This window comes from Pseudonocardia sp. HH130629-09 (genome assembly GCF_001294645.1).
In the GTDB taxonomy this organism is placed as follows: domain Bacteria; phylum Actinomycetota; class Actinomycetes; order Mycobacteriales; family Pseudonocardiaceae; genus Pseudonocardia.
In genome coordinates, this window is record NZ_CP011868.1 from 5,191,571 (window position 1) to 5,209,393 (window position 17,823).

The 17,823-nt window shown below is 73.8% G+C and carries 19 protein-coding genes; 3 read left to right on the forward strand and 16 right to left on the reverse strand.

The window, feature by feature from the left end; translation table 11 throughout:
* Nucleotides 1–386 precede the first annotated feature (386 nt).
* Entirely contained in the window at nt 387–920 is a 534-nt protein-coding gene (locus XF36_RS24115; protein ID WP_060713726.1) for a sigma factor-like helix-turn-helix DNA-binding protein, read from the forward strand.
* Between the two features lie 107 nt (nt 921–1,027).
* Nucleotides 1,028–1,696: a class I SAM-dependent methyltransferase gene (locus XF36_RS24120; protein WP_202968439.1), complete on the forward strand. Its 669-nt coding sequence runs from the start codon at nt 1,028–1,030 to the stop codon at nt 1,694–1,696.
* Nucleotides 1,697–1,729: 33 nt separating this feature from the next.
* Here XF36_RS24120 and XF36_RS24125 read toward each other — a convergent pair whose 3' ends face one another.
* Both XF36_RS24125 and XF36_RS24130 read right to left on the reverse strand, forming a co-directional pair.
* Entirely contained in the window at nt 1,730–2,332 is a 603-nt protein-coding gene (locus XF36_RS24125; RefSeq protein WP_060713728.1) for a DJ-1/PfpI family protein, read from the reverse strand.
* 345 nt (nt 2,333–2,677) lie between these two features.
* Nucleotides 2,678–4,024: a PepSY-associated TM helix domain-containing protein gene (locus XF36_RS24130; protein ID WP_060713729.1), complete on the reverse strand. Its 1,347-nt coding sequence runs from the start codon at nt 4,022–4,024 to the stop codon at nt 2,678–2,680.
* Nucleotides 4,025–4,267: 243 nt separating this feature from the next.
* Here XF36_RS24130 and XF36_RS24135 point away from each other — a divergent pair, with 243 nt between their 5' ends.
* Nucleotides 4,268–4,687 (forward strand): hypothetical protein, encoded by a 420-nt coding sequence (locus tag XF36_RS24135; RefSeq protein ID WP_060713730.1) that lies wholly within the window; start codon nt 4,268–4,270, stop codon nt 4,685–4,687.
* A 10-nt stretch (nt 4,688–4,697) separates the two neighbouring features.
* Here the strand turns inward: XF36_RS24135 and mobF are convergent, their stop codons facing one another.
* The 14 genes from mobF to XF36_RS24200 all read right to left on the reverse strand — a co-directional run bounded on the left by mobF (nt 4,698) and on the right by XF36_RS24200 (nt 17,735).
* Complete coding sequence (mobF, locus tag XF36_RS24140) at nt 4,698–9,089, reverse strand: MobF family relaxase (protein WP_238589006.1); 4,392 nt, start codon at nt 9,087–9,089, stop codon at nt 4,698–4,700.
* Between the two features lie 241 nt (nt 9,090–9,330).
* Nucleotides 9,331–10,218, reverse strand: coding sequence for a hypothetical protein (locus XF36_RS24145; RefSeq protein ID WP_060713732.1), 888 nt, complete (start codon nt 10,216–10,218; stop codon nt 9,331–9,333).
* Nucleotides 10,215–10,895, reverse strand: a complete 681-nt coding sequence (locus XF36_RS24150) for a hypothetical protein (protein ID WP_060713733.1) — start codon at nt 10,893–10,895, stop codon at nt 10,215–10,217. Before XF36_RS24150 ends, XF36_RS24145 begins: the two co-directional genes overlap by 4 nt.
* Nucleotides 10,892–11,872 carry a hypothetical protein gene (locus tag XF36_RS24155; protein WP_145981490.1) on the reverse strand — a complete coding sequence of 327 codons (981 nt, stop codon included), beginning with the start codon at nt 11,870–11,872 and terminating at the stop codon, nt 10,892–10,894. Before XF36_RS24155 ends, XF36_RS24150 begins: the two co-directional genes overlap by 4 nt.
* Complete coding sequence (locus XF36_RS24160) at nt 11,869–13,821, reverse strand: type IV secretory system conjugative DNA transfer family protein (protein ID WP_082375913.1); 1,953 nt, start codon at nt 13,819–13,821, stop codon at nt 11,869–11,871. The genes XF36_RS24155 and XF36_RS24160 overlap by 4 nt, the downstream gene beginning before the upstream one ends.
* Nucleotides 13,822–13,823: 2 nt before the next feature.
* Nucleotides 13,824–14,336, reverse strand: a complete 513-nt coding sequence (locus tag XF36_RS24165; RefSeq protein ID WP_060713736.1) for a hypothetical protein — start codon at nt 14,334–14,336, stop codon at nt 13,824–13,826.
* Nucleotides 14,336–14,818, reverse strand: coding sequence for a WhiB family transcriptional regulator (locus tag XF36_RS35330; RefSeq protein WP_064485495.1), 483 nt, complete (start codon nt 14,816–14,818; stop codon nt 14,336–14,338). Before XF36_RS35330 ends, XF36_RS24165 begins: the two co-directional genes overlap by 1 nt.
* A 98-nt stretch (nt 14,819–14,916) precedes the next feature.
* Nucleotides 14,917–15,099 (reverse strand): hypothetical protein, encoded by a 183-nt coding sequence (locus tag XF36_RS24175; protein WP_060713737.1) that lies wholly within the window; start codon nt 15,097–15,099, stop codon nt 14,917–14,919.
* A 53-nt stretch (nt 15,100–15,152) separates the two neighbouring features.
* Nucleotides 15,153–16,061, reverse strand: a complete 909-nt coding sequence (locus tag XF36_RS24180) for an IS3 family transposase (RefSeq protein ID WP_060711044.1) — start codon at nt 16,059–16,061, stop codon at nt 15,153–15,155.
* On the reverse strand, nt 16,058–16,348 hold the full coding sequence (locus tag XF36_RS24185) for a transposase (protein ID WP_060710840.1): 291 nt from the start codon (nt 16,346–16,348) through the stop codon (nt 16,058–16,060). Before XF36_RS24185 ends, XF36_RS24180 begins: the two co-directional genes overlap by 4 nt.
* The gene (locus XF36_RS32750; RefSeq protein WP_168169573.1) at nt 16,308–16,577 is read right to left on the reverse strand and encodes a hypothetical protein; all 270 of its coding nucleotides are present in this window, start codon (nt 16,575–16,577) and stop codon (nt 16,308–16,310) included. Before XF36_RS32750 ends, XF36_RS24185 begins: the two co-directional genes overlap by 41 nt.
* Nucleotides 16,574–16,876 (reverse strand): hypothetical protein, encoded by a 303-nt coding sequence (locus tag XF36_RS24190; RefSeq protein WP_145981491.1) that lies wholly within the window; start codon nt 16,874–16,876, stop codon nt 16,574–16,576. Before XF36_RS24190 ends, XF36_RS32750 begins: the two co-directional genes overlap by 4 nt.
* A gap of 293 nt (nt 16,877–17,169) precedes the next feature.
* On the reverse strand, nt 17,170–17,400 hold the full coding sequence (locus XF36_RS24195) for a hypothetical protein (RefSeq protein WP_060713739.1): 231 nt from the start codon (nt 17,398–17,400) through the stop codon (nt 17,170–17,172).
* Nucleotides 17,400–17,735, reverse strand: coding sequence for a helix-turn-helix domain-containing protein (locus tag XF36_RS24200; RefSeq protein ID WP_060713740.1), 336 nt, complete (start codon nt 17,733–17,735; stop codon nt 17,400–17,402). The genes XF36_RS24195 and XF36_RS24200 overlap by 1 nt, the downstream gene beginning before the upstream one ends.
* Between the last annotated feature and the right edge of the window lie 88 nt (nt 17,736–17,823).

The window sequence follows — 17,823 nt, forward strand, 5'->3', positions numbered from 1 at the left end:
CCGGCACCGGGTGCCGTCCTGACAGCCACAGGCGCACCCCGGTATACAGCCGCACGCCGCGTTACCGACCACGTAGAGGACCGCGCCCGTGCCGGCGCAGCAGGGGCGGGAGGCGCGTACCCCACCGGCGCGAGCCGCGAGCAGCCCGGCCGACAGATCCACCCCGGACACCGGTTCCTGACACCGGAACGCCTCGTGCAACTGCATCAGCCGGTCCGCGACCACTCGGCAGTCCGGACATCGGCGGAGATGGTCGAGGACGAAGGAGTCCTGCGGCCGGTCCTCCCCGTCGAGCGACGCGGACACGGCCTCCCGGCACCGCTCGCAACAGCTCACACCGCACAGGTCGTCCTCATCGACCGTTCGGTTCCCGGAACGCACGCGCGATGAGCGAACCGTTGCCCGGCGACACCGAGGACGCCTACCGCCGCCTCGCCGAGGCCGCCGCGGGTACTGCGCCGGAGACCGTCGCAGCACTGGTCCGAACGACCCAGCAGCAGGTCCAGACCCTGCTCACCCGACTGACCGGATCCATGTCGGTCGAGAGGCTGGCGCTGGAGACCTATCGTCTGACCCTGGGCGTCACACCGGCCCCGCTCGCGGAGGAAGAAGGAGAGCTGGTCGTACTGCAGGTCGCGATCACCGTCGCCGAGCAGGAGGGAGCCTTCGGTCTCCGGTCGGTGTCCCGCGGCGGCGGATCACCGCAGGATCTCCTCGTGACGCTGCCTCGGGACCTGCGGATCGCGTTCGTCCTGACCCAGTCCCTCGGGTTCACCTACGCGCGGGCCGCGACGGTGTGCGACGTCACCTCGGCGGAGATCCGGGCCCGGGTCGCCCGGGCCCGGGAACATCTCCTCGCCCACACCGACCCGCTGCGCACACATCGCGGACCCGGGCCCGGCCGGGCCCGGCCGCGGTGAAGCGGAGCCGCCCGGGAACGCACCCGGCCCTGACGGACCACGTGCGGACTTGCTGGATCGGCACGTCCTCTGGTCGACCTGTCGGGCGGCCCGGCATCGTTCCCGTCATGACACGTCGTACCGACACCGGAATGCCGTGGCCCTCCCCGGAGGACACGCCGCAGACCTACTGGGACGCCTTCCACGGCGGGCTCGATGTCCCCGACCAGATCCCGACCCCCAACCCGCTGCTCGTCGAGGAGGCCTCCCGGCTACCAACGGGGTCGGCCCTCGACCTCGGGTGCGGCACCGGCGGCGACGCGATCGGGCTGGCCGGACTCGGCTGGCGGGTGACCGCCGTCGACGTCTCCGGCGAGGTCCTGCGACGGGCGGAGCTCCACGCCGGGCGAGGGGGTGTGCAGGTCGACTGGCAGCGCCACGACCTCACCGAGACCTTCCCTACTGGGCGCTACGACCTGGTGTGCTCCCAGTTCCTGCATTCGCCCACCGAGCGGCCCGGCCAGCGCACGGCGATCCTCCGGCGGGCCCTGGACGCCGTCGCCCCCGGCGGCTCGCTCCTGGTCATCGGGCACGCCGACATCCCCGCGTCGATGACGGGGACGCCGTTCGACGTGGACCTGCCCGGGCCCGGCGAGCTGCGCGCCGCGCTCGACCCGGATCCCGCGGTCTGGACGGTCGCGGCCGAGCGGACCGTCGACCGCGGGACCGTCACCGGACCCGACGGTGAGCCGTTCGCCCGGGCGGACACCGTCCTGCGGCTGGTCAGAGCCGGATGAGCCCCCGGCGGCGGGACCGCGCCCCGCTCCCCGTCACGGCTGCGCGTACGGCGGAGCGGGGTCGTACTGGATGTAGCGCTGGACCTCCCGGGCGTGGTCGGGGCCGTGCAGCTGCCCGACCACCCACAACGCCATGTCGATCCCGGCCGACACCCCCTGGCTGCTGACGACCCGGTCGTCGGCCACCCACCGTGCCTCCCGGTCGACGTCGACGCCGCGCTCGGCCAGGGCGTCCTCCGCCAGCCAGTGGGTGGCCATCCGGCGTCCGCGCGCCACGCCGCTCGCGAGCAGCAGGAAGGCTCCGGTGCAGACGCTGGTCGTCCAGGTCGCGGTCTCCGCCACCCGGGCGAGCCAGGACAGCAGGACGGGGTTGTCGACCTCGCGGTCCGCGCCGTGCCCGCCGGGGACCACGACGACGTCGAGTGCGTCGTGGTCGGCGAACCGCGCGTCGGGCACGACCTGCAGCCCCTTCGCGCAGCGCAGTGTCCTCACCTCCTGAGCCAGCAGCAGGACCCGGTCGGGTTCGCCGCCCGCCCGTTCCCGCAGGAACGACGACGCGGTGAACACCTCCCACGGCCCGACGAAGTCGAGCTCCTCCGCTCCGTCGAACACCACCACACCGATCGTGCGCGTCATCGTCGTCCCGCCCCGACCCTTCCGGGTCGTCTCTCGACCTCGAGCACACCGACCTCGATATCATCGGATGCGCATGTTCCGTCACGTCCCGTCGGAGGTACCGATGTCCGAGACCGCCTCGTCCTGCAACTGCGGCCCCAGCTGCACCTGTGGCTGTCAGCAGGGCAAGCCCTGCCAGTGCGCGACGAAGAAGTAGCACTCCGGCCTCGTCCGGCTCGCGTTCCGGTCGCGGCGTCTTCTGCGCCGCGACCGCGACCTCCGTGAACCGTCGGCCGCCCGGGTCCCCGGGGTGACAACGGTCTGTCACACCAGTGGTCGGTGGCGTCCATCGCCCGGTTCCTCCGATCACTCGGACAGCGCGCCATCCGGTGTCGTACGGCGGCCTCGGAACTGCTGCGTGAGGGCGTCCACCAGCAGGAACAGGAGCAGGGACACGCCCAGCACCGGGAAGAGGATGCCGAGACCGAGCGCCACCGACCCGACGACGGCCAGCGACACCACCCCCGGTCGCTGCGATCCGCCGGGGGCCGCGGCGCCCGGGCGGGTCGGCCGGCGCAGCCACCACATCCGGTAGCCCCAGACCACGACGACCACGATGCCGAGCGCCAGCGCGACGAGCAGTAGCTGGTTGCCGATTCCGAACAGGATGCCCATGTGCGCCGAGATGCCGACCTCGGCCGCCTGCGCCATGAACGGCCAGTCCGTCCATCGGACGGTGTCGAGGATCGCGCCCGACCCGGGGTCGACGGACACCGCGTCCTGCGCGAGCGGCCAGGACCGCTTAACCTGACCGACCTGCCACGCCCGGCCCGCCTCCGACGGCGGGGTGATCGCGACCGGGTCGGCGATGCCGGCGGCGCGGGCCGCGGCGAGCACCCGGTCTGCGGCGGACCCGACGGCGGCCGGTGCCGTCGGCGGCGCCGCGACGGTGCCGCCCGCGGGCAGCTCGTCCGAGACCGACGGCGTCGTCCAGCTCAGCGCCGATCGCAGTGCACCGACGTTGTCACCGGCGAAGTTCGACCAGGTGAGCCCTGTCGCGGACATGACGAGCATGCCGATCGCGGCCCACAGCCCGACCGAGCCGTGCCACGAGCGGATCCGGACCCGTCCGCGGGCCGCGCCCTCGGGCAGCAGCGTGCGGCGCACCCGGGCCCGGCGACGCCGGCGCACCACCCACAATGCGAGCCCGGACATCGCCAGCACCCACAGCCAACTGGCGGCCAGCTCGGAGTACAGCCGGCCGGCGTCCCCCAGGTGCAGGTTGCGGTGCAGCGTGTCGATCCACGCCCGCACAGGCAGCCACTCGCCGTAGGTGTCGAGGACCGCGCGGACCTGCCCGGTGTACGGGTCGACGAACGCGGTGCGCGCGTAGTCCTCGGCGACCCCCGGGGCGTCGAAGGTGACCCGGGTGGTCGAGTCCGGCGCGATCGGCGGCCGGATCTCGGTGACCGTGCCGCCCGGGACGGCGGCCGCGGCGGCACCCACCTGGTCGCGCAGATCGAGCTGCGTCGGGCCGACCGGGACGTGCAGCGCGTCGCGGTAGAGGATCTGGTCGAGCTGGGGGGTGGTCGTGTAGAGCAGCCCGGTCACCGCCGCGACCAGGACGAAGGGACCCACGAACAGGCCGACGTAGAAGTGCAGCCGCAGCAGCAGCGGCCGCAGGTCCGACCACCACCAGCCGCCCCGTGTCACCGACGTAGCCGGTGGGCCAGATGCGCCTTGCACATGTGAGTCGAGGGTGTCTGACACGGTCATTCCTCTTCTGAGATGTGTCGGCCCACGTGGCCACGCGTGGGATGAACACGGTCGTTGCGTTGAGCTATCTCGTCACGGACCGCAGATAAGGTCGTTCACGGGCGGGGCATGGTTCCCAAGGGTTCGGATCTCACGACGCGATGTCTGATGACTGTCGGTGTCTAATGGGACCGTGGTGCTGTGAGCGGCATACCGTTGGACCCAGTTCTGGGAGGGAAGCTGCGGGTTCCCCGCGCAGAGTTCGCCGCGGTGTGGGCGGCAGCGCAGTCCCGGACCCGGGAGCAGGGCGAGCGCGGCGTGCAGGACTGGTACGCGGCCGGAGTGGTGACGACGTGCCGGTGGCTGGCCGGGGCGTCGCACCGCACCTCGTGGGGCCTCGTTCAGCCCGCCGCGGCGCCGGTCACCCGTTCCCGGGCGACGGTCTACGAGGAGTTGATCGAGGCCGAGTGCCTGGCGGTCGAGCTGCTCCCGCTGCGTCAGCCGGACCTCGTCGCGGACCGCCCGGGGTGGCGGGAGGGGATCCGGGCGACGTTGTGGTGGGCCTGGCGGGGTGAGGGGCCGCCGCCCCTCGACGTGGCCCGCCAGGCCGACACGGAGTGATCCTCTCCGGTTACCAGCCGTTGCTGTACTCGTCGACCGGGGCGTCCGCGACCTCGTCTTCGGCGATCGCGGCGTGGTCGTCGGTGTGCCAGCGGGTGAGTTCATCGGCGCGGGCGAGGTCGTCGCCGGTATCGCGGTAGCGGATCTCGTCCAGGACCCGGCCGGCATGGTCGAGGTGATCGGTGGTCTCGGCGGCGTCAGGCACCCGGACGATGTCCTCGCGGTCGGGCCGAGGTTCGCGTTCAGCGCGCTCGCGGACGTCGTCCCACCTTGTGTCGGCCGCGCCGTCCTCCTGGACGGGCGGGACGTCGTCGTGCTGGTGGAGGTCCTCGGGGTGGGCGAGGTCGGTTTCGGTGATGTCGCGGTGGGCGTCCTCGTCGGCCATGGCGGCCTCGTGGGCGGTCTTCCATTCGGCGGCGGTGACCTGCTGGTCGGGGTCGTCGTCGGCGTCGCGGGCGGACAGCTCGGCCTTCGAGAGTTCGGCCTGGACCCGGGTCTGGGCGGTGTGGGCGAGCCAGGTGGCGCGGGCGTCGTCGATCTGCTGGAGCTGCTCTGCGCGGGCGTCGAGCACGGCGACCAGCGCGGCGGCCTGGGCGGCCTGGTCGAGGATCCGCTGCCGCTCACCCGGGTCGGTGACGGCGTCGGCTTCGGCTCGGCGCAGGGCGGCGGTCTGCTGGTGGGTGGCGGCGGTCTGGCGGGTTCCGGCGAGTTCGTTCGCGACGTAGCGGGGCGCGGCGGCGAGTTCGCGTTCGTAGGCCCGGACGCGGGCGCGGAGCTGGCCGTTGGACAGCTCCAAGTGCTCGCGGTCGATCTCGGGGCGGCCGAGGGTCCGCCACGCGGCGCGGTAGGCGGCGAACTCCTCGACCTGCCCGGGCTTGGGCGCCGGCCCGAGAATGTCACCCTCGTCGTTGGTGTGGCCGCGCATCTCGCGGTACGCGGCGACCCGGCCGACCGCGGCGCACCACTCGTCGCGCTGGTCGGCCTCGGCCGGGCAGGCCCCGAACGCCGCTGTCGCCCAGGCGGGGGGCTCGGTGGCGGCGTCGCGGCCGAGGGCCGCGGCGCGGGTGTCGGCGGCGCGGGCCAGGGCGGTGAGGTAGTCGCTCCACTCGGTGTTGTCGGTGCGGGGTGTCCACTGCGCCCAGGTGTCGCCGACGGGGTCGAAGCGGTGGGCGTCGCGGATGCGGGAGTAAAGCACGTTGGTGAGGTTGCGGGAACCGGTGAGCGGCCCACGATCGACCGCCTCGCCCAGGACCGTCTGGGGGTCGAGGCCGGCCAGCTCGGCGCGGCGCAGCACGCGGGTCAGCGAGGCGGCGCCGTCCTCGGCGGCGATCCGGGCCCGCTGCTCCCCGGTGAGACGACCACCCGCGACGAGATGGTCGAGGTGGTCGCGGGTGCGTTCGGTCGCGGCGAGCTGGGCCGCGTCAGCGAGCAGCTCGGCGGCGGTGCGGGTGCTGGCCGCGTGCTCAGCCGACTCGGTCGCGACCGCCAGAGCGGGGCGCGACAGCGTGATCTCGGCGGTGTCGAGGATGGCGGCGAGCGTGGCGACGGGATCGCGGTGCAGTTCGTGGCGGCGGGTGCCGTCGGCGGGGTCGTCGGGGGCAGTGCGGGTGGTGACGTGCGCGGTGTTCGCACCGCGGCCGCGGGACATGCCGACGTAGAGGGCCGGGGCGCCGGTGTTCGGGGTGATCACCGAGTGCGTGGTGTCGACGGTGGTGCCCTGGGCGGCGTGGACGGTGGTGGCGTAGCCGAGGGCCAGGTCCTCGGTGACGTAGGAGGCGGGCAGCACGAGCCGCTGCCCACCCGCCCCGTCGACCGTCCAGCCAGGTGCGGGGTCGGTGGTGTCGGTGGTGACTTCGATCGAGCCGTCGTCGCGGACGGCGGTGACGCGGTAGGTCTCGCGGTTGATCGGGCCGCGACGGTTGCCGTGCCGCCCGGCCAGGTGCCAGGCGTTGCGGCGGGCCTGGACCAGGTCCCCGACCCCGGCGACGACACCTTGACGGCCCAACCAGACGCCGTCCTCGGTGACGCGGCCGAGGCGGACCAGCTCGGTGCGCAGGGCCGCCGACAGGCGGGCGGCCTGGTCGTTGGTGTCGACCAGCAGCAGCGAGTGCTGCCCGTCGAGGGTGTCGGCCAACCATCCGCGCGCGGCGGAGACTTCGGCGTCGTCGCGGGTTCCGGAGTCGAGGATGCGGCCGTGCTGGTGGTAGGTGCGCAGCACGCTCTCGTCCCCGGCCCGCAGCCGCAACGACGCGTCGCGTTCCCACTCGGCGCTGAACCGGCGGGCGTCAGCCAGCTCGTAGGACGATCCGGCGGTGGCGAGCAGGTCCATCGCCCCGCCCGCGCCGATGGCGGCGAGCTGGCGGTGGTCCCCGACCAGCAACAGCTTCGCCCCGACCCGGTCGGCGTGGGTGTGGATCGTGGCGAGGGCGGCGGTGTCGGTCATCGCGGACTCGTCGACCACCAGCATGTCCCCCTCGCGCAGCCGCCACGCCTCGTCCTCGCTGCGGACCGCGCCGGGGCCATGAAGGCGGTCCTGAGTGGCGAGCCAGGCCGCGACGTTGCGCGCGGTCAGCCCCTCACCGGTCAGCACCTCGGTCGCCATCTGGCTCGTCGCCAAACCGAACACCCGACCGGCCCGCGACGGCTGTCCCGGGTCGTGGTCGTGCAGGGTGGAGTCGGTCCAGGCCCGGGCCAGGGTGCCGACGACGAAGGACTTCCCGGTCCCGGCCGGTCCGACGAGGGTCTCAACCCGGGCGCCGGAGGTGAGGATCCCGCGCACGGCGGCGGCCTGGTCGGCGCCCAGCTCGACGCCCTCGGTCCGCAGCCGCTCCAGGAAACGGCCGGCCGCCGGGCGCGACAACGCGACGCCGTCACGTGAGGTGGTGGCGGCGAGCAGGAACCGCTCGGTGTGGACCTGCTCCGGCATCGCGTACAGCGCCCCACCCGGGGCCTGGTAGGCGGACTGGCCGTTCGCCAGGCGCAGCCCGTCGGGCAGCGCCTCGGTGGCGGGTTTCGCGGTCTCCATCGTCACCGCGTGCTCCAGTGCGGCGTCGGTGAGCTGGTCCAACAGGGCTGCGATCTCGGCCCCGTCGGAGACGCCGAGGTAGTCGGGCAGGGCGGCGTTGACCGCCCGGGTGAGGTCGGCGGTCGTCCAGAACGTCTTGCGGTTCCGGACGTCCTCCAGCGCGAGTTCGATCACCGCCTGTGGGCTGAACGCCATCGGCTCCACCCCGTCGCGGCGGGCGGCGAGGACGGCGTCGGCGATCCCGGCTAGTCCGCCCTCGATGTCCGCGCGCAGCCGCAGGTCGATCCGCGACAGCATGTCGTCACGGTCCTCGCCGTGGTGGGACTTCGCGGCGCGGGTGACCAGGGTGGCCTGCTGGGTCAGCCGCTCGTACTCATAACCGTTCGGGGCGCGGCCGTAGCGGGCTTCGAACGCCTCCACCAGCTCCGTCGCCTTCGCCGTCACCGCGTGGCGGCGGGTGGAGATCAGCGACATCGCCTGCGCCGGGATCCCGACCACCTCGCGGACCTTGCCGTCCGGGCGCATCGCCAGCAGCACCCCGATCGTCTCGATCAGCCGCTCCTCACACGTGCGCTCCCCGACCGCCGCCGCACCCGGGCGCCACCGGTGGACCGCCCGCGAATCCAGGGTCCGCCACGTCCCGTCCGGGCACTCGACCCGGTTCAGAATCGTGTTGTGGATGTGCAGCTGCGGGTCCCGGTCCCGGGAGTCGTGCTGGAAGAACGACGCCACCGTGAACGCGTGCGCATCCACCCACCGACCGGCCGCGCCGCCGTGGTGCCCGACCCGCGAATAGCCGGCCTTGTCCTCCAAGTACGCGAGGGCGGCGTTGTTGCCCGCCCAGATCGCGTCCTCCACCGCCTGGCGGAACTCGCCCCACGCCGCCGCGGTCGTCTCGTCGCCGGCCTGGCGGGCGGCGACCTCGCGGGCCTCGAACGCGGTGTGCAGCAGCGTCACCGACTTCTGCACGCTGAACGTGGCGTCCAAGAAGGCGACGGCGTGCCGGGCGGCCTTGCCCGCCTCGGTACGCAGCTCGGCGCGGCGTTCCGCCGCCGCGTCCGGCTCCCGTTCCAACGCCGCCGCGTACAGGTCGTCCTCGGACAGGTACTTGCGCCCGGTGTGTCCCAACGTTGGGACGCTGTCCCACTGGGACGGATCCCGAAACCCTGCGTGCCGCGGGTCGAGGAAGCGTTCGTAGAGCGCGCGCATGTCCTGGGCGTCGACCAGACCGGCCAGGCCGAGGCGCTCGGCTCCGGCACCCCACCAGCGGCCCGGCGGCTCCCCCTCTGCGACCGCGCCGGTGTAGTAGTTCTCCCGCCCGGTCGCGACCTCCTTCAACAGATAGTCCGGCGAGTAGCCGTTGACGACCTTCAGCACCCCGACCACCCTGAAACAATCATGAAACCGGTCGCGGCCCGGTCGGGAGCGGCGTCGGGGTTCGCGGACCGGCCACAGGCCGGACCGCACCCTCGGATCGTGATGCCAAGGTGTGCTGCCTTTGATCTTGGGGTGTTCTTGCTCTGTTCGGTGTAGTGGATCTCGGTTCTGGTCTTCTGCTCGCTCTCGCTGCTGCTCGTGCTCGTCTCGGTGTGGGTGCTGCGGTTCTGGCTGCTCGGATTCATGGCTGGGTCCTGTTCTGAGGCTCGTCGGGGACGAGGTGCAGGCCGCTCGCGGCCTGCGTGTGGGTGTCGCGGAGCTGCTGGAGCGCTCGGGCTGCGGTGCCCCGCCCGACGTCGGCCATCTCCTGCAACTCGCGCACGGTCGGGAGGGCGCCGTGGCGCTGGCGGTGGGTCGCGGCGGTGGTGCGGGCACGCTCCTGCGCGCCCGCACCCGACCCGCCCGTCCCACCGGCCCCAGAGCCATCCGGCCAGACCGCGGGGCGCGGCGCCGGGTGGGACACCGGCCGCGGCGGGCCCGGGACCACCGGCCCGTCCAGGGCGGGCGGGACGGCCGGACCGTGTCCCACCTCGTCGAGGCGTCCCGCCAGTGTCCGACCGGACGGCGGGACGGTGATCGTCGCCCGGACCCGGGATCCGGCCGTCCCGTCCGGCGCCTGCCGGTCGTGGTGCTCAGGCTGCTCGACGGTGTCGTTCTCGGCGAGGAGGTAGAGCAGGTGCGCGACGACCGCGGCGGCGACCGCGGGCCACGCCCCGACCCCGAACCGCAGCCCAGCCGACACCTCCAGCTCCCCGCCCGCGGTCACGGCATCGGAGGCGAGGTAGACCGCCTGCGCCAACCCCGAGAGCCCGGCCGAGACGACCACCACCGACCAGGCGTAACGGGCCGCCGAACCGGCCAGCCGCGCCGTCGCCGCATAGGCGACCAACGCCAGGCCGTCGGTGATCAGCGGGTAGATCCACGCCACCCCGACCGGCACCCGCGCGGCCACCGCGACCTCGAACAGGCCATGCGCGGTCGCCACCGCGGCGCCGAGCGCGACGGCCAGCCCCGGCAGCCACACCGCGGCCCGGCCCCACCGGCTCACGCTGCTGGTGCTGGTGCTCATCGAAGGGCACCCCCGATCGAGCCGACCGCGGCCGGGGCGTCGGGCTCGGGCGGCATCTGCTCCCGGTGCTGCGACCACCACCCGGTGATCGCAGCCGCGTGCTCCAGCCCCGGCACCGGCACCGGCGCCCCGCCCGGCGCCGACCAGCCGGGGCGGGTCTGGTGGCGCTCGATCGAGCACGACCCCGCGCTCTTACGGACCCGCGCGACGACGCCGGGGCGCTGGCGGTCATGCCAGTCCCCCGCCCCGCTCACCGAGGCGTCCGGGCCCTGGTACGCGGCGCACCAGGCGTGCATGAGCCACAGCAGTTCCTCGACGACGTCGGGGTGCCACAACCAGCACTCCGGCAGCGCCGACGCCCCGTCGGGGTAGCGCAGGAACACCGCCCCCAGCCACACCGTCAGCTTGTCGAGCAGACCCTCGACGTCGGCGGTGTCGGTGGGGGCGAGCAGCCACGACGGGGCGGTCGCCTTCTGCCGGCGCCCGACGACCGCGGCCAGAGTGTCCGCCGTGCGCGCGGCCATCTCCTCCAACCTCTCCACCCGCCCCACCACCGGATCCAGACCGTCGACCCGCCGGTGCAGCTCGTGAACCTCGCGGGCCAGACCAGCCACCACGACCTCCGACGACCCACCCGCGGGCCCGGCCGGCTTCTGCGGGTGCGGGGGCGTGCTCATCGCTCCCACCCCGACCCGTCCACATCCACCGACGACGACGGCCGTCCGTTGGGCGGGGTGTCGTCCTGCTCGACGACCAGGGCCTCGGACTGGGTCCGGCGGACCAGGTCCGCGACGCGGCGCATCTCGGTCTCGGTCAACGGCCGGACCCCGCCCTCGACACCGTCGTCGACGGTGAACCACAACCCACCCACCGACCCCACCGAACCGGCTGCGGCGTCCCGGTCGGAGCCATCGCGGCGGTCGGGGTTCTCGTCCCGCTCGACGGCGTCGATGACCTCGCTCCAGTGCTCGGCGTGCAGCATCGACTCGATGTCCGCCACGTCCCGCACGACGTCATGGCCGGAGTCGTGGCCGGGGTCGAGGTCCGGGATGTCCACCGGTGCCTCCTGCTCGTCGCGCGTCTCGAGTGCCCGGCGATCGCCGGGGTGGTCCTGCTCGCGCGGGTCCTCGTCGAGCGCGGCGACCTCGGCCGCCGCCTCGGCGGCGGCCTGGCGGGCGTCGTGGACAGCGCACGCCTCGCGGTGCGAGCGCTCCCGGCCCTCCCGAGCGACCGTCACCAACCGCGGCTGCGGATCACACGCCGCGGTGTTGGTCAGCTCGTCGAGCCCCACACTGTGGGCGCGGTAACCCCACATCTCCGCGTCGGAGTGCAGCCCGGCCAGCCGGTCCCGCTCGGTGATCGCCGACGTCCCCCGCGCCTCCCGCAGCGCCGCGACCGCGGCCGCATCGGCGCGGGCGCGGGCCTGGGCGACGGTCTCCCCGCCCGCGAAGTCGACCCACCCGAACCGGGCGCGGGCGTCGTCGAGGTCGAACTCGTCGAGCCGCCACCCCGACGACGGCCGGCCATGCACACCGGTCGCGTCGCGCAGGTAGGACGCGACGACCTGTTCGGCGTCGGCCGTCCCGCCGGGCAGCTCGGCGGCCAGCCGCTGCACCGCCTGCGCGGGGGTCCACATCTCGTAGCGCTCGCTCATCGGGTCCACCGCCCGTCACCCGCAGCGCCGTCGGCGGGCCCCGCCGGACCCACAGCCCCACCGGGGCCGGTGCCGGGGGACGGCTCGTGCAGCGCCGTCGCCTCAGCGGCCTGGTCGTGCTCGCTGCCTCGGCGGATCGCGCGCAGCTCGGCGAACATCCGGTTCGACGACCGGACCCGCTCGGCCGCCTCTCCGTAGCGCTCTGGCCACCGCGCGGCAAGCAGGACCAGGAGGCGTTCGAGCTGACCATCGGCCCACACCCGGACGGCCTCGCTGCGGCAGTGCCAGCGGGTCTCGGCCTCGATCCGTCGCAGGAGCCGGGCCCTGCGCCGGACGTCGCGGCGGCGCCACGCCATCTGCGCCCGGCCGATCACCGGCGCGATTCCGCGCCGGATCACCACCACCCGCCCCGCGGGCAGGTTCGCGATCTGCGCCGGGGCCAAAACCGGAACCTTCCGCACGCTGCGGGAAGCGACGCGGCCGTGGTCGTCAGTCGTGGTGACCCGCTCGTCCCGCTCCCCGGCCAGGGTGGACCAGAACTCCAGATCCGCCTTGTCCCGCGTCCCACCGAAGATCATCACCGCGGCGGTGTTGTTCAGGATCGTCGCCGCCTTGTGCTCACCCCACCGGGCCAACAGCTGGGCGCGGGACTGGAACGCACACAGGATCGTCACCCCACGACCACCCATGTCCGCGGTCCACGATTCGAGCGGGACGGGCGAGATAAGGGCGGCCTCGTCGAGGAACAGCCCGAGCGGCGGGTCCAGCCGCCCCTTCGGCTCCCCGGCTGCGAGGCGTCGGGCCTCGCGGGCGATGTGCCCGGTCAGCGCGCAGACCAAGGGGGCGGTCTGGGCCTCCTCGGCGCCGAGCAGGAACACCGTCGCCCGGTCGTCGAGGAGGCGGGCGACGTCGAACCCCTCCCCCGGCTCCGCCGCCGCAGCAGCCGCCGGATGCGTCAGCCACCCCAGGGCAGGCATCACCGACGAGGTGATCGAGGAACGGGTCCGCTCGTTGGTGGTGAGGAACTGCATGACGTCCTGCTCGAACGCCGTCACCCCCGACCGCCGCAGCAACGCGGGGACCTCACGCCCGGCGGTGTCAGGGTCGGCGACCCACCCGAGGACGTCGGCCATCCGCTTGCCGCCGAGGGCCGCGGCGTGCAGCAGCGCGGCCAGGACACGGCGGGCCTGCCCGTCCCAGAACTCCCGGTCCCCGCCGGATCCGCTGGCGACGGCGGCGAGCATGTCGGTCGCGCGTTCGGTGGCGGTGACGGGGTCGGTGCAGCCGGTCAGGGGATCGAACGTGATCGTCGACGCCCGGGAGCCGAGGCCGGCCGGGTTGAACACGAACACCTCACCCCGGTCCTGGCGGCGCAGCGGCCCGCACAGGTCCAGCAGATCGGTCCGGGTCGAGGTCACCAGGGCGGCGCCCGGGGCGTCCAGGACCCGCCCGGCCAGCCAGCCGGTCTTGCCGGTGCGGGGGCCGCCGACGACGATCACGACGTCCTCGACCAACGCCCACACCCGCAACGCTCCGGTGCGGCACAGCTCGACGGCCGCCTCGCTGGTCGCGAGCCGAAGCCGCTGCCACCGCGACAGCGCGGCCAGGGAGGGGCGAACCATGCCGGTGCGGCGGCGGACGGCGAGGGTTCCGGCGTGGCGGACGATGTCCAGCGACGAGGCCACCCCGACCTTGCGGCGCGACCGTGCCGCCCACCGGGACACCGTCGCCGAGGAACGCGACCAGCGGTGCCACACGATCACCCCGGCCAGGCCGACCATCGCCACGAGGGCGGGCCACGAAAGGGCGGTGACGATCGTCGCCGCCGGGAGCAGCGCGACCACGGCGAGGCCGGCGGCCAGCGCGCGGGCGCCGCGCGCCCAGGCGAGTAGGGCGCCCGCGGCGAACGCGGCGAGGACGAGGCTGGTGGAGCTGAACAGGATGCTCATCATCAGTCGTCCCATCCGGTCCGGGCGGACCACGCGGCGATGTCCGCCCGGTGGCGGGCGCAGCCCTCGGCGTGCCCGGACTCGACGTCGGTGGGGTGGCTGCCGTAGGGGCCGGTGTCGGTGACCCGGGCGGCACAGGTGGTGCAGCGCCACGACACCGACTCCCACCGCGGCACGGCAGCTCCGCCGCGTTCGGCGACGTGCTCGAACGCCAGCACCTCCGGCTCGTCCAACCCCTCGAACCCAAGCACCGACGCGACCTCCGCCCACGACGATCCGGCGCCGCGAGCATCCAGGGCGTACTCCCGGCCCTGCACAGCGGCGACCCGCCGGACCTGCACCGCGGCCCGCAACCCCGCCAACGGGTCGGCCAACACGAGGCGGGTCATGCTGCTGTCGCCGATCTGTTTGCGGGTCTCGCGGGTGCCGAACCACTCCACGGCCAGGGACCGGATCAGGTCCCGGACCCGCCACACCCGACGCTCGGCGTCGGTCGGCTCACCGAACACGCCCATCACCGCTCACCCCCGACCCGCGCGCCGACGGCGACGCGGTGGGCACGGCGCAGCTCGGCCGCCCACCGCTCGGCGGTGCGCCGCGTGACCCCGCACTGCACGGCCACCAGACCGGGCTCGGCGCCGGTCGCGAGCGCGGCCCGGCCGGCGTCGCGGTGCCGCGCACCCCGCACCGGAACCGGCACCCGGACCCCGACCGGGCGTCCGTGCCGGGCCCGGCGGGGGTGGCGCAGCGCGGTGCGCTGCGCCTCGGTCAGCCCGCCGGCGATGCCGTGCGGCTGCTCGGCGACCGCCCAGGTCCGGCACGCGGCCAGGACCGGGCACCCCGTGCACACCGCCAGGGCTCGCCGCTCGGCGGCGGCCAGAGCCGCACCGGCGGTCGCGGTCGGGAAGAACAGCTCCGGGTCGACGTCGCGGCACGCCGCGCGCGACCGCCAGTCCAGCTCCTCGCCCCGTGCGGGGCTCGGGTCTACGGTGAACATCTCTCCTACCTCCTGTTGGTTGGTGAGAGCGGCCCGGCGGTCGTGTTCCGCCAAGTCCCCGACGCCGGGCCGTCCCATCTCCTGCGTGCTCGCCTCGTTCACGACGTATCCCCTCGCTCCGGGGACCGGGCCGGGGCGGCGAACAGCCCCGGCAACGCATCCAGCTCCTCCCGCTCCCGGTGCCGGTCGGCCGCCGAGTCCCGGCCCGCTCGGGCCCCGGGCACGACGTCGGCCAGGTGCGCGAGCCGGACCGGGAGCGGCCGGTTGTCCAATAGGCACACGGCGACCTGCCGAGACAGGCACTCTGCGGTTCCCCCGAGATCGTGGAGGGTTCTTATGCCGCGTCTCGGGTGAGGGCGGCGTTCTCGTAGTTGATCGGTGAGAGCCCGGCGGCGGCACTGTGTCGCCGCCGGTGGTTGTAGAAGCCGTAACACCAGTCGATGACCGCCGCCCGCGCCCTACTGATGGTGTCGAAGTCGTTGCGGGACAGCACTTCCCACTCCAGGCTGGAGAAGAACGCCTCCGCCGCGGCATTGTCGAAACACGACCCGACCCGGCCCATCGACTGACGGATGTCGAGCCGCCGACACAGAGCGGTGAACGCGCCCGCGGTGTAGGTCGACCCGCGGTCGGTGTGGAAGATCACCCCGGCGATTCGGTCCGCCCCGCCGCGGGCCGCCACCGCCATCCGGATCGCCGCACACGCCAGCTCGGGGTTCGGGTGCAGCCCCGTGGCCGCGCCGAGCAGCCGCCGCGAGTACAGGTCGATCACCGTGGCCAGATACAACTTCCCGGCCGCGGTGGGGATCTCGGTCATGTCCCCGACCCATCTGCGGTTCGGCTCGGCCGCAGTGAAACCCCGACGAAGCAGGTCCGGGAACTTCGGCGCCGTGCGGTCCTGGCGGGTCAGTCCGTTGTGCCGCTTGATCCGGCGGGCGACCAGGCCCTGGCGGCGCATCGAGTCCGCCACGGTCTTCTCCGACACCCGCCATCCGGCCTCACACAGGTCGGCGTGCAGACGGGGTGAGCCGTGTAGCCGCTGGGCGTCGTCGAACGCCACGGCCACGGCGGCGTCCAACGCGCAGCGGCGCTTCTCGGTCGCGGTGGCACCACCGTCGGAACGCGCGGCGCGGTCGAGCCACTTGTACAGCCAGGAGATCGACACCCCCAACAGGGCGCAGGCCAGCGTGTGCGGCACCCGGTGGAAGGTCCTCTGGTCGGCGATGAAACGGGCCACGCTCACTTCGTCGCCTCCTTGACCCACAGGACCACGGATCGCTTGAGGACATCACGCTCCATCCGCAGCTCGGCGTTCTCCGCGCGCAGCCGCTTGAGCTCCTCGACGCCGCCGCGAGACAGGCCCTCGGTGTCCTCGCGGGCCTCTCGTGCACGGGCCACCCAGTTGCCCAGCGTGCCCTCGTTGACCCCCAGGTCACGGGCGACCTGGGCGATCGGCTTGCCCGTCTCCTCCACGACCCGGACCGCTCCGTCACGGAACTCCCGGTCGTAGCGCTTCCGTACCTCTGGCATCGCTACCCCTTATAGCTGATGCCTCCCCGATCATGGGGGAACCGCACTCCTCCCGACGCGCCACCGGCCACCCGCACCCCGGGCAGCGCCCCGCACCGACGACGTAGTGCTCGACGACGACCTGCAGCCGGTCCGTGCGCCCGGTCGGGCGCAGCAACCGCGGGTCCAGGCCCTCGGGCTGCGCGACCTGCTCGGGGACCGCCCACTCCGGCGAGGGGCGGGCGCTCACGCCGACCACCCGCGCGCCTCGTCCAGCGACGCGATGGCACCGGCGTCGGTGAGCCCGTAGCGCAGCCCCGCCGCCTCCATCGGCTCCGGCACCCGTCCGAACCGGTCGGGACACAGCACCGATCCGTCGGCGTGGGAGAACTCCGGGGACCGGCCGGCGCGGGCGGGCCATCCCGAGGGCGGGGCGTCGATGACGGGGCTGGCGCAGCCCGGACACACCAGGTCCGTCACGTCGACCGGATCGGTCGGGTCGTCGCCCAGGTCCACGACGGGCGGGCCGGGCAGGAAGATCACACTCACGCTGGCCTCCGAGAAGATCAAGGAGGGTCGGCCGGTCCGGCCCCCCGGTGGCGGCGTCCCGTCCGCCACCGCGCCGTCAGGCGCGCACGGCCTCCGAGGCTCGGACTCAAGGGCCGGCCGAAGGCCGGTCGCGCAGCGACGCGCAGCGCCAGCGGAGCGCCCTTGAATCTGAGTGAGGCCGGGCCAAACTCGGGCCGGACGGCCCTCCGCCCCGCCGAAGGCGGGACCCTCCGGGCTCTCGGCCCGCCCGGCCGTGAGGGCGAAGTCTCCCGCTCCGGGCTCGACGGCCGCGCTCACGACCCGGCCCCCGCGGTCTCGGCGCCGTTCAGCGCGGGCGTCGCGGCCCGGTCGAACGCCGAAATGAACGTGCCGATCGCATCAGGCAGACCGGCCCCGACCGGCGTGGCGATGAACAGCACCAACGCGATCAGCGAGAACGCGACCGCACCGGCGGCCACCCGCGCCTTCGCGCAGATCACCGCACCGACGACCATGAACAGGATCAGCACCCCGACGCTGCCCATCAGGACGCCCCGCCCACGATCGTGACGTCCGCGGCCGCGGCCCGGGCGAGCGCTGCGACCTGATCGTGCCGCCACTGCTCGGTCCAGGAGCCAAGGTCGATGCAGCGCCCGGTCGTGAGGATGTCGGCCACCAGACGCTCCAGGACCGCTCCGGGGACGACGTAGCGCCCACCGATCTTGAGTCCGGGAAAGGTCCCCCGCCGCAGGTGCCGGTACAGCGTCGACTCGTCGAGCCGGAGCATCGCCGCGGTCTCCGCCGCGGTGTAGAAGGCGGGCCTGCTCACCGTCGCGTCGGCGGCCGGAACCTCCGCCGTCGAGGTCTTCGTCGTATCCACTCGTGCCTCCCCTGTCGTGGCCTGCCAGCCGATCCAGCAGTGCCAGTGTCACGCTCATATTGAGCGTAGATTGATAGTTCGTCAACAC

Bases quoted from the DNA above. Each gene is read 5' to 3' on its own strand.
- XF36_RS24155 (WP_145981490.1), bottom strand. From the start codon at position 11,872: ATGAGCGAGCGCTACGAGATGTGGACCCCCGCGCAGGCGGTGCAGCGG.
- XF36_RS24120 (WP_202968439.1), top strand. From the start codon at position 1,028: ATGACACGTCGTACCGACACCGGAATGCCGTGGCCCTCCCCGGAGGAC.
- XF36_RS24185 (WP_060710840.1), bottom strand. From the start codon at position 16,348: ATGCCAGAGGTACGGAAGCGCTACGACCGGGAGTTCCGTGACGGAGCG.
- XF36_RS24115 (WP_060713726.1), top strand. From the start codon at position 387: ATGAGCGAACCGTTGCCCGGCGACACCGAGGACGCCTACCGCCGCCTC.
- XF36_RS35330 (WP_064485495.1), bottom strand. From the start codon at position 14,818: ATGTTCACCGTAGACCCGAGCCCCGCACGGGGCGAGGAGCTGGACTGG.
- XF36_RS24195 (WP_060713739.1), bottom strand. From the start codon at position 17,400: ATGGGCAGCGTCGGGGTGCTGATCCTGTTCATGGTCGTCGGTGCGGTG.
- XF36_RS24150 (WP_060713733.1), bottom strand. From the start codon at position 10,895: ATGAGCACGCCCCCGCACCCGCAGAAGCCGGCCGGGCCCGCGGGTGGG.
- XF36_RS24160 (WP_082375913.1), bottom strand. From the start codon at position 13,821: ATGAGCATCCTGTTCAGCTCCACCAGCCTCGTCCTCGCCGCGTTCGCC.
- XF36_RS24125 (WP_060713728.1), bottom strand. From the start codon at position 2,332: ATGACGCGCACGATCGGTGTGGTGGTGTTCGACGGAGCGGAGGAGCTC.
- XF36_RS24165 (WP_060713736.1), bottom strand. From the start codon at position 14,336: ATGGGCGTGTTCGGTGAGCCGACCGACGCCGAGCGTCGGGTGTGGCGG.
- XF36_RS24145 (WP_060713732.1), bottom strand. From the start codon at position 10,218: ATGAGCACCAGCACCAGCAGCGTGAGCCGGTGGGGCCGGGCCGCGGTG.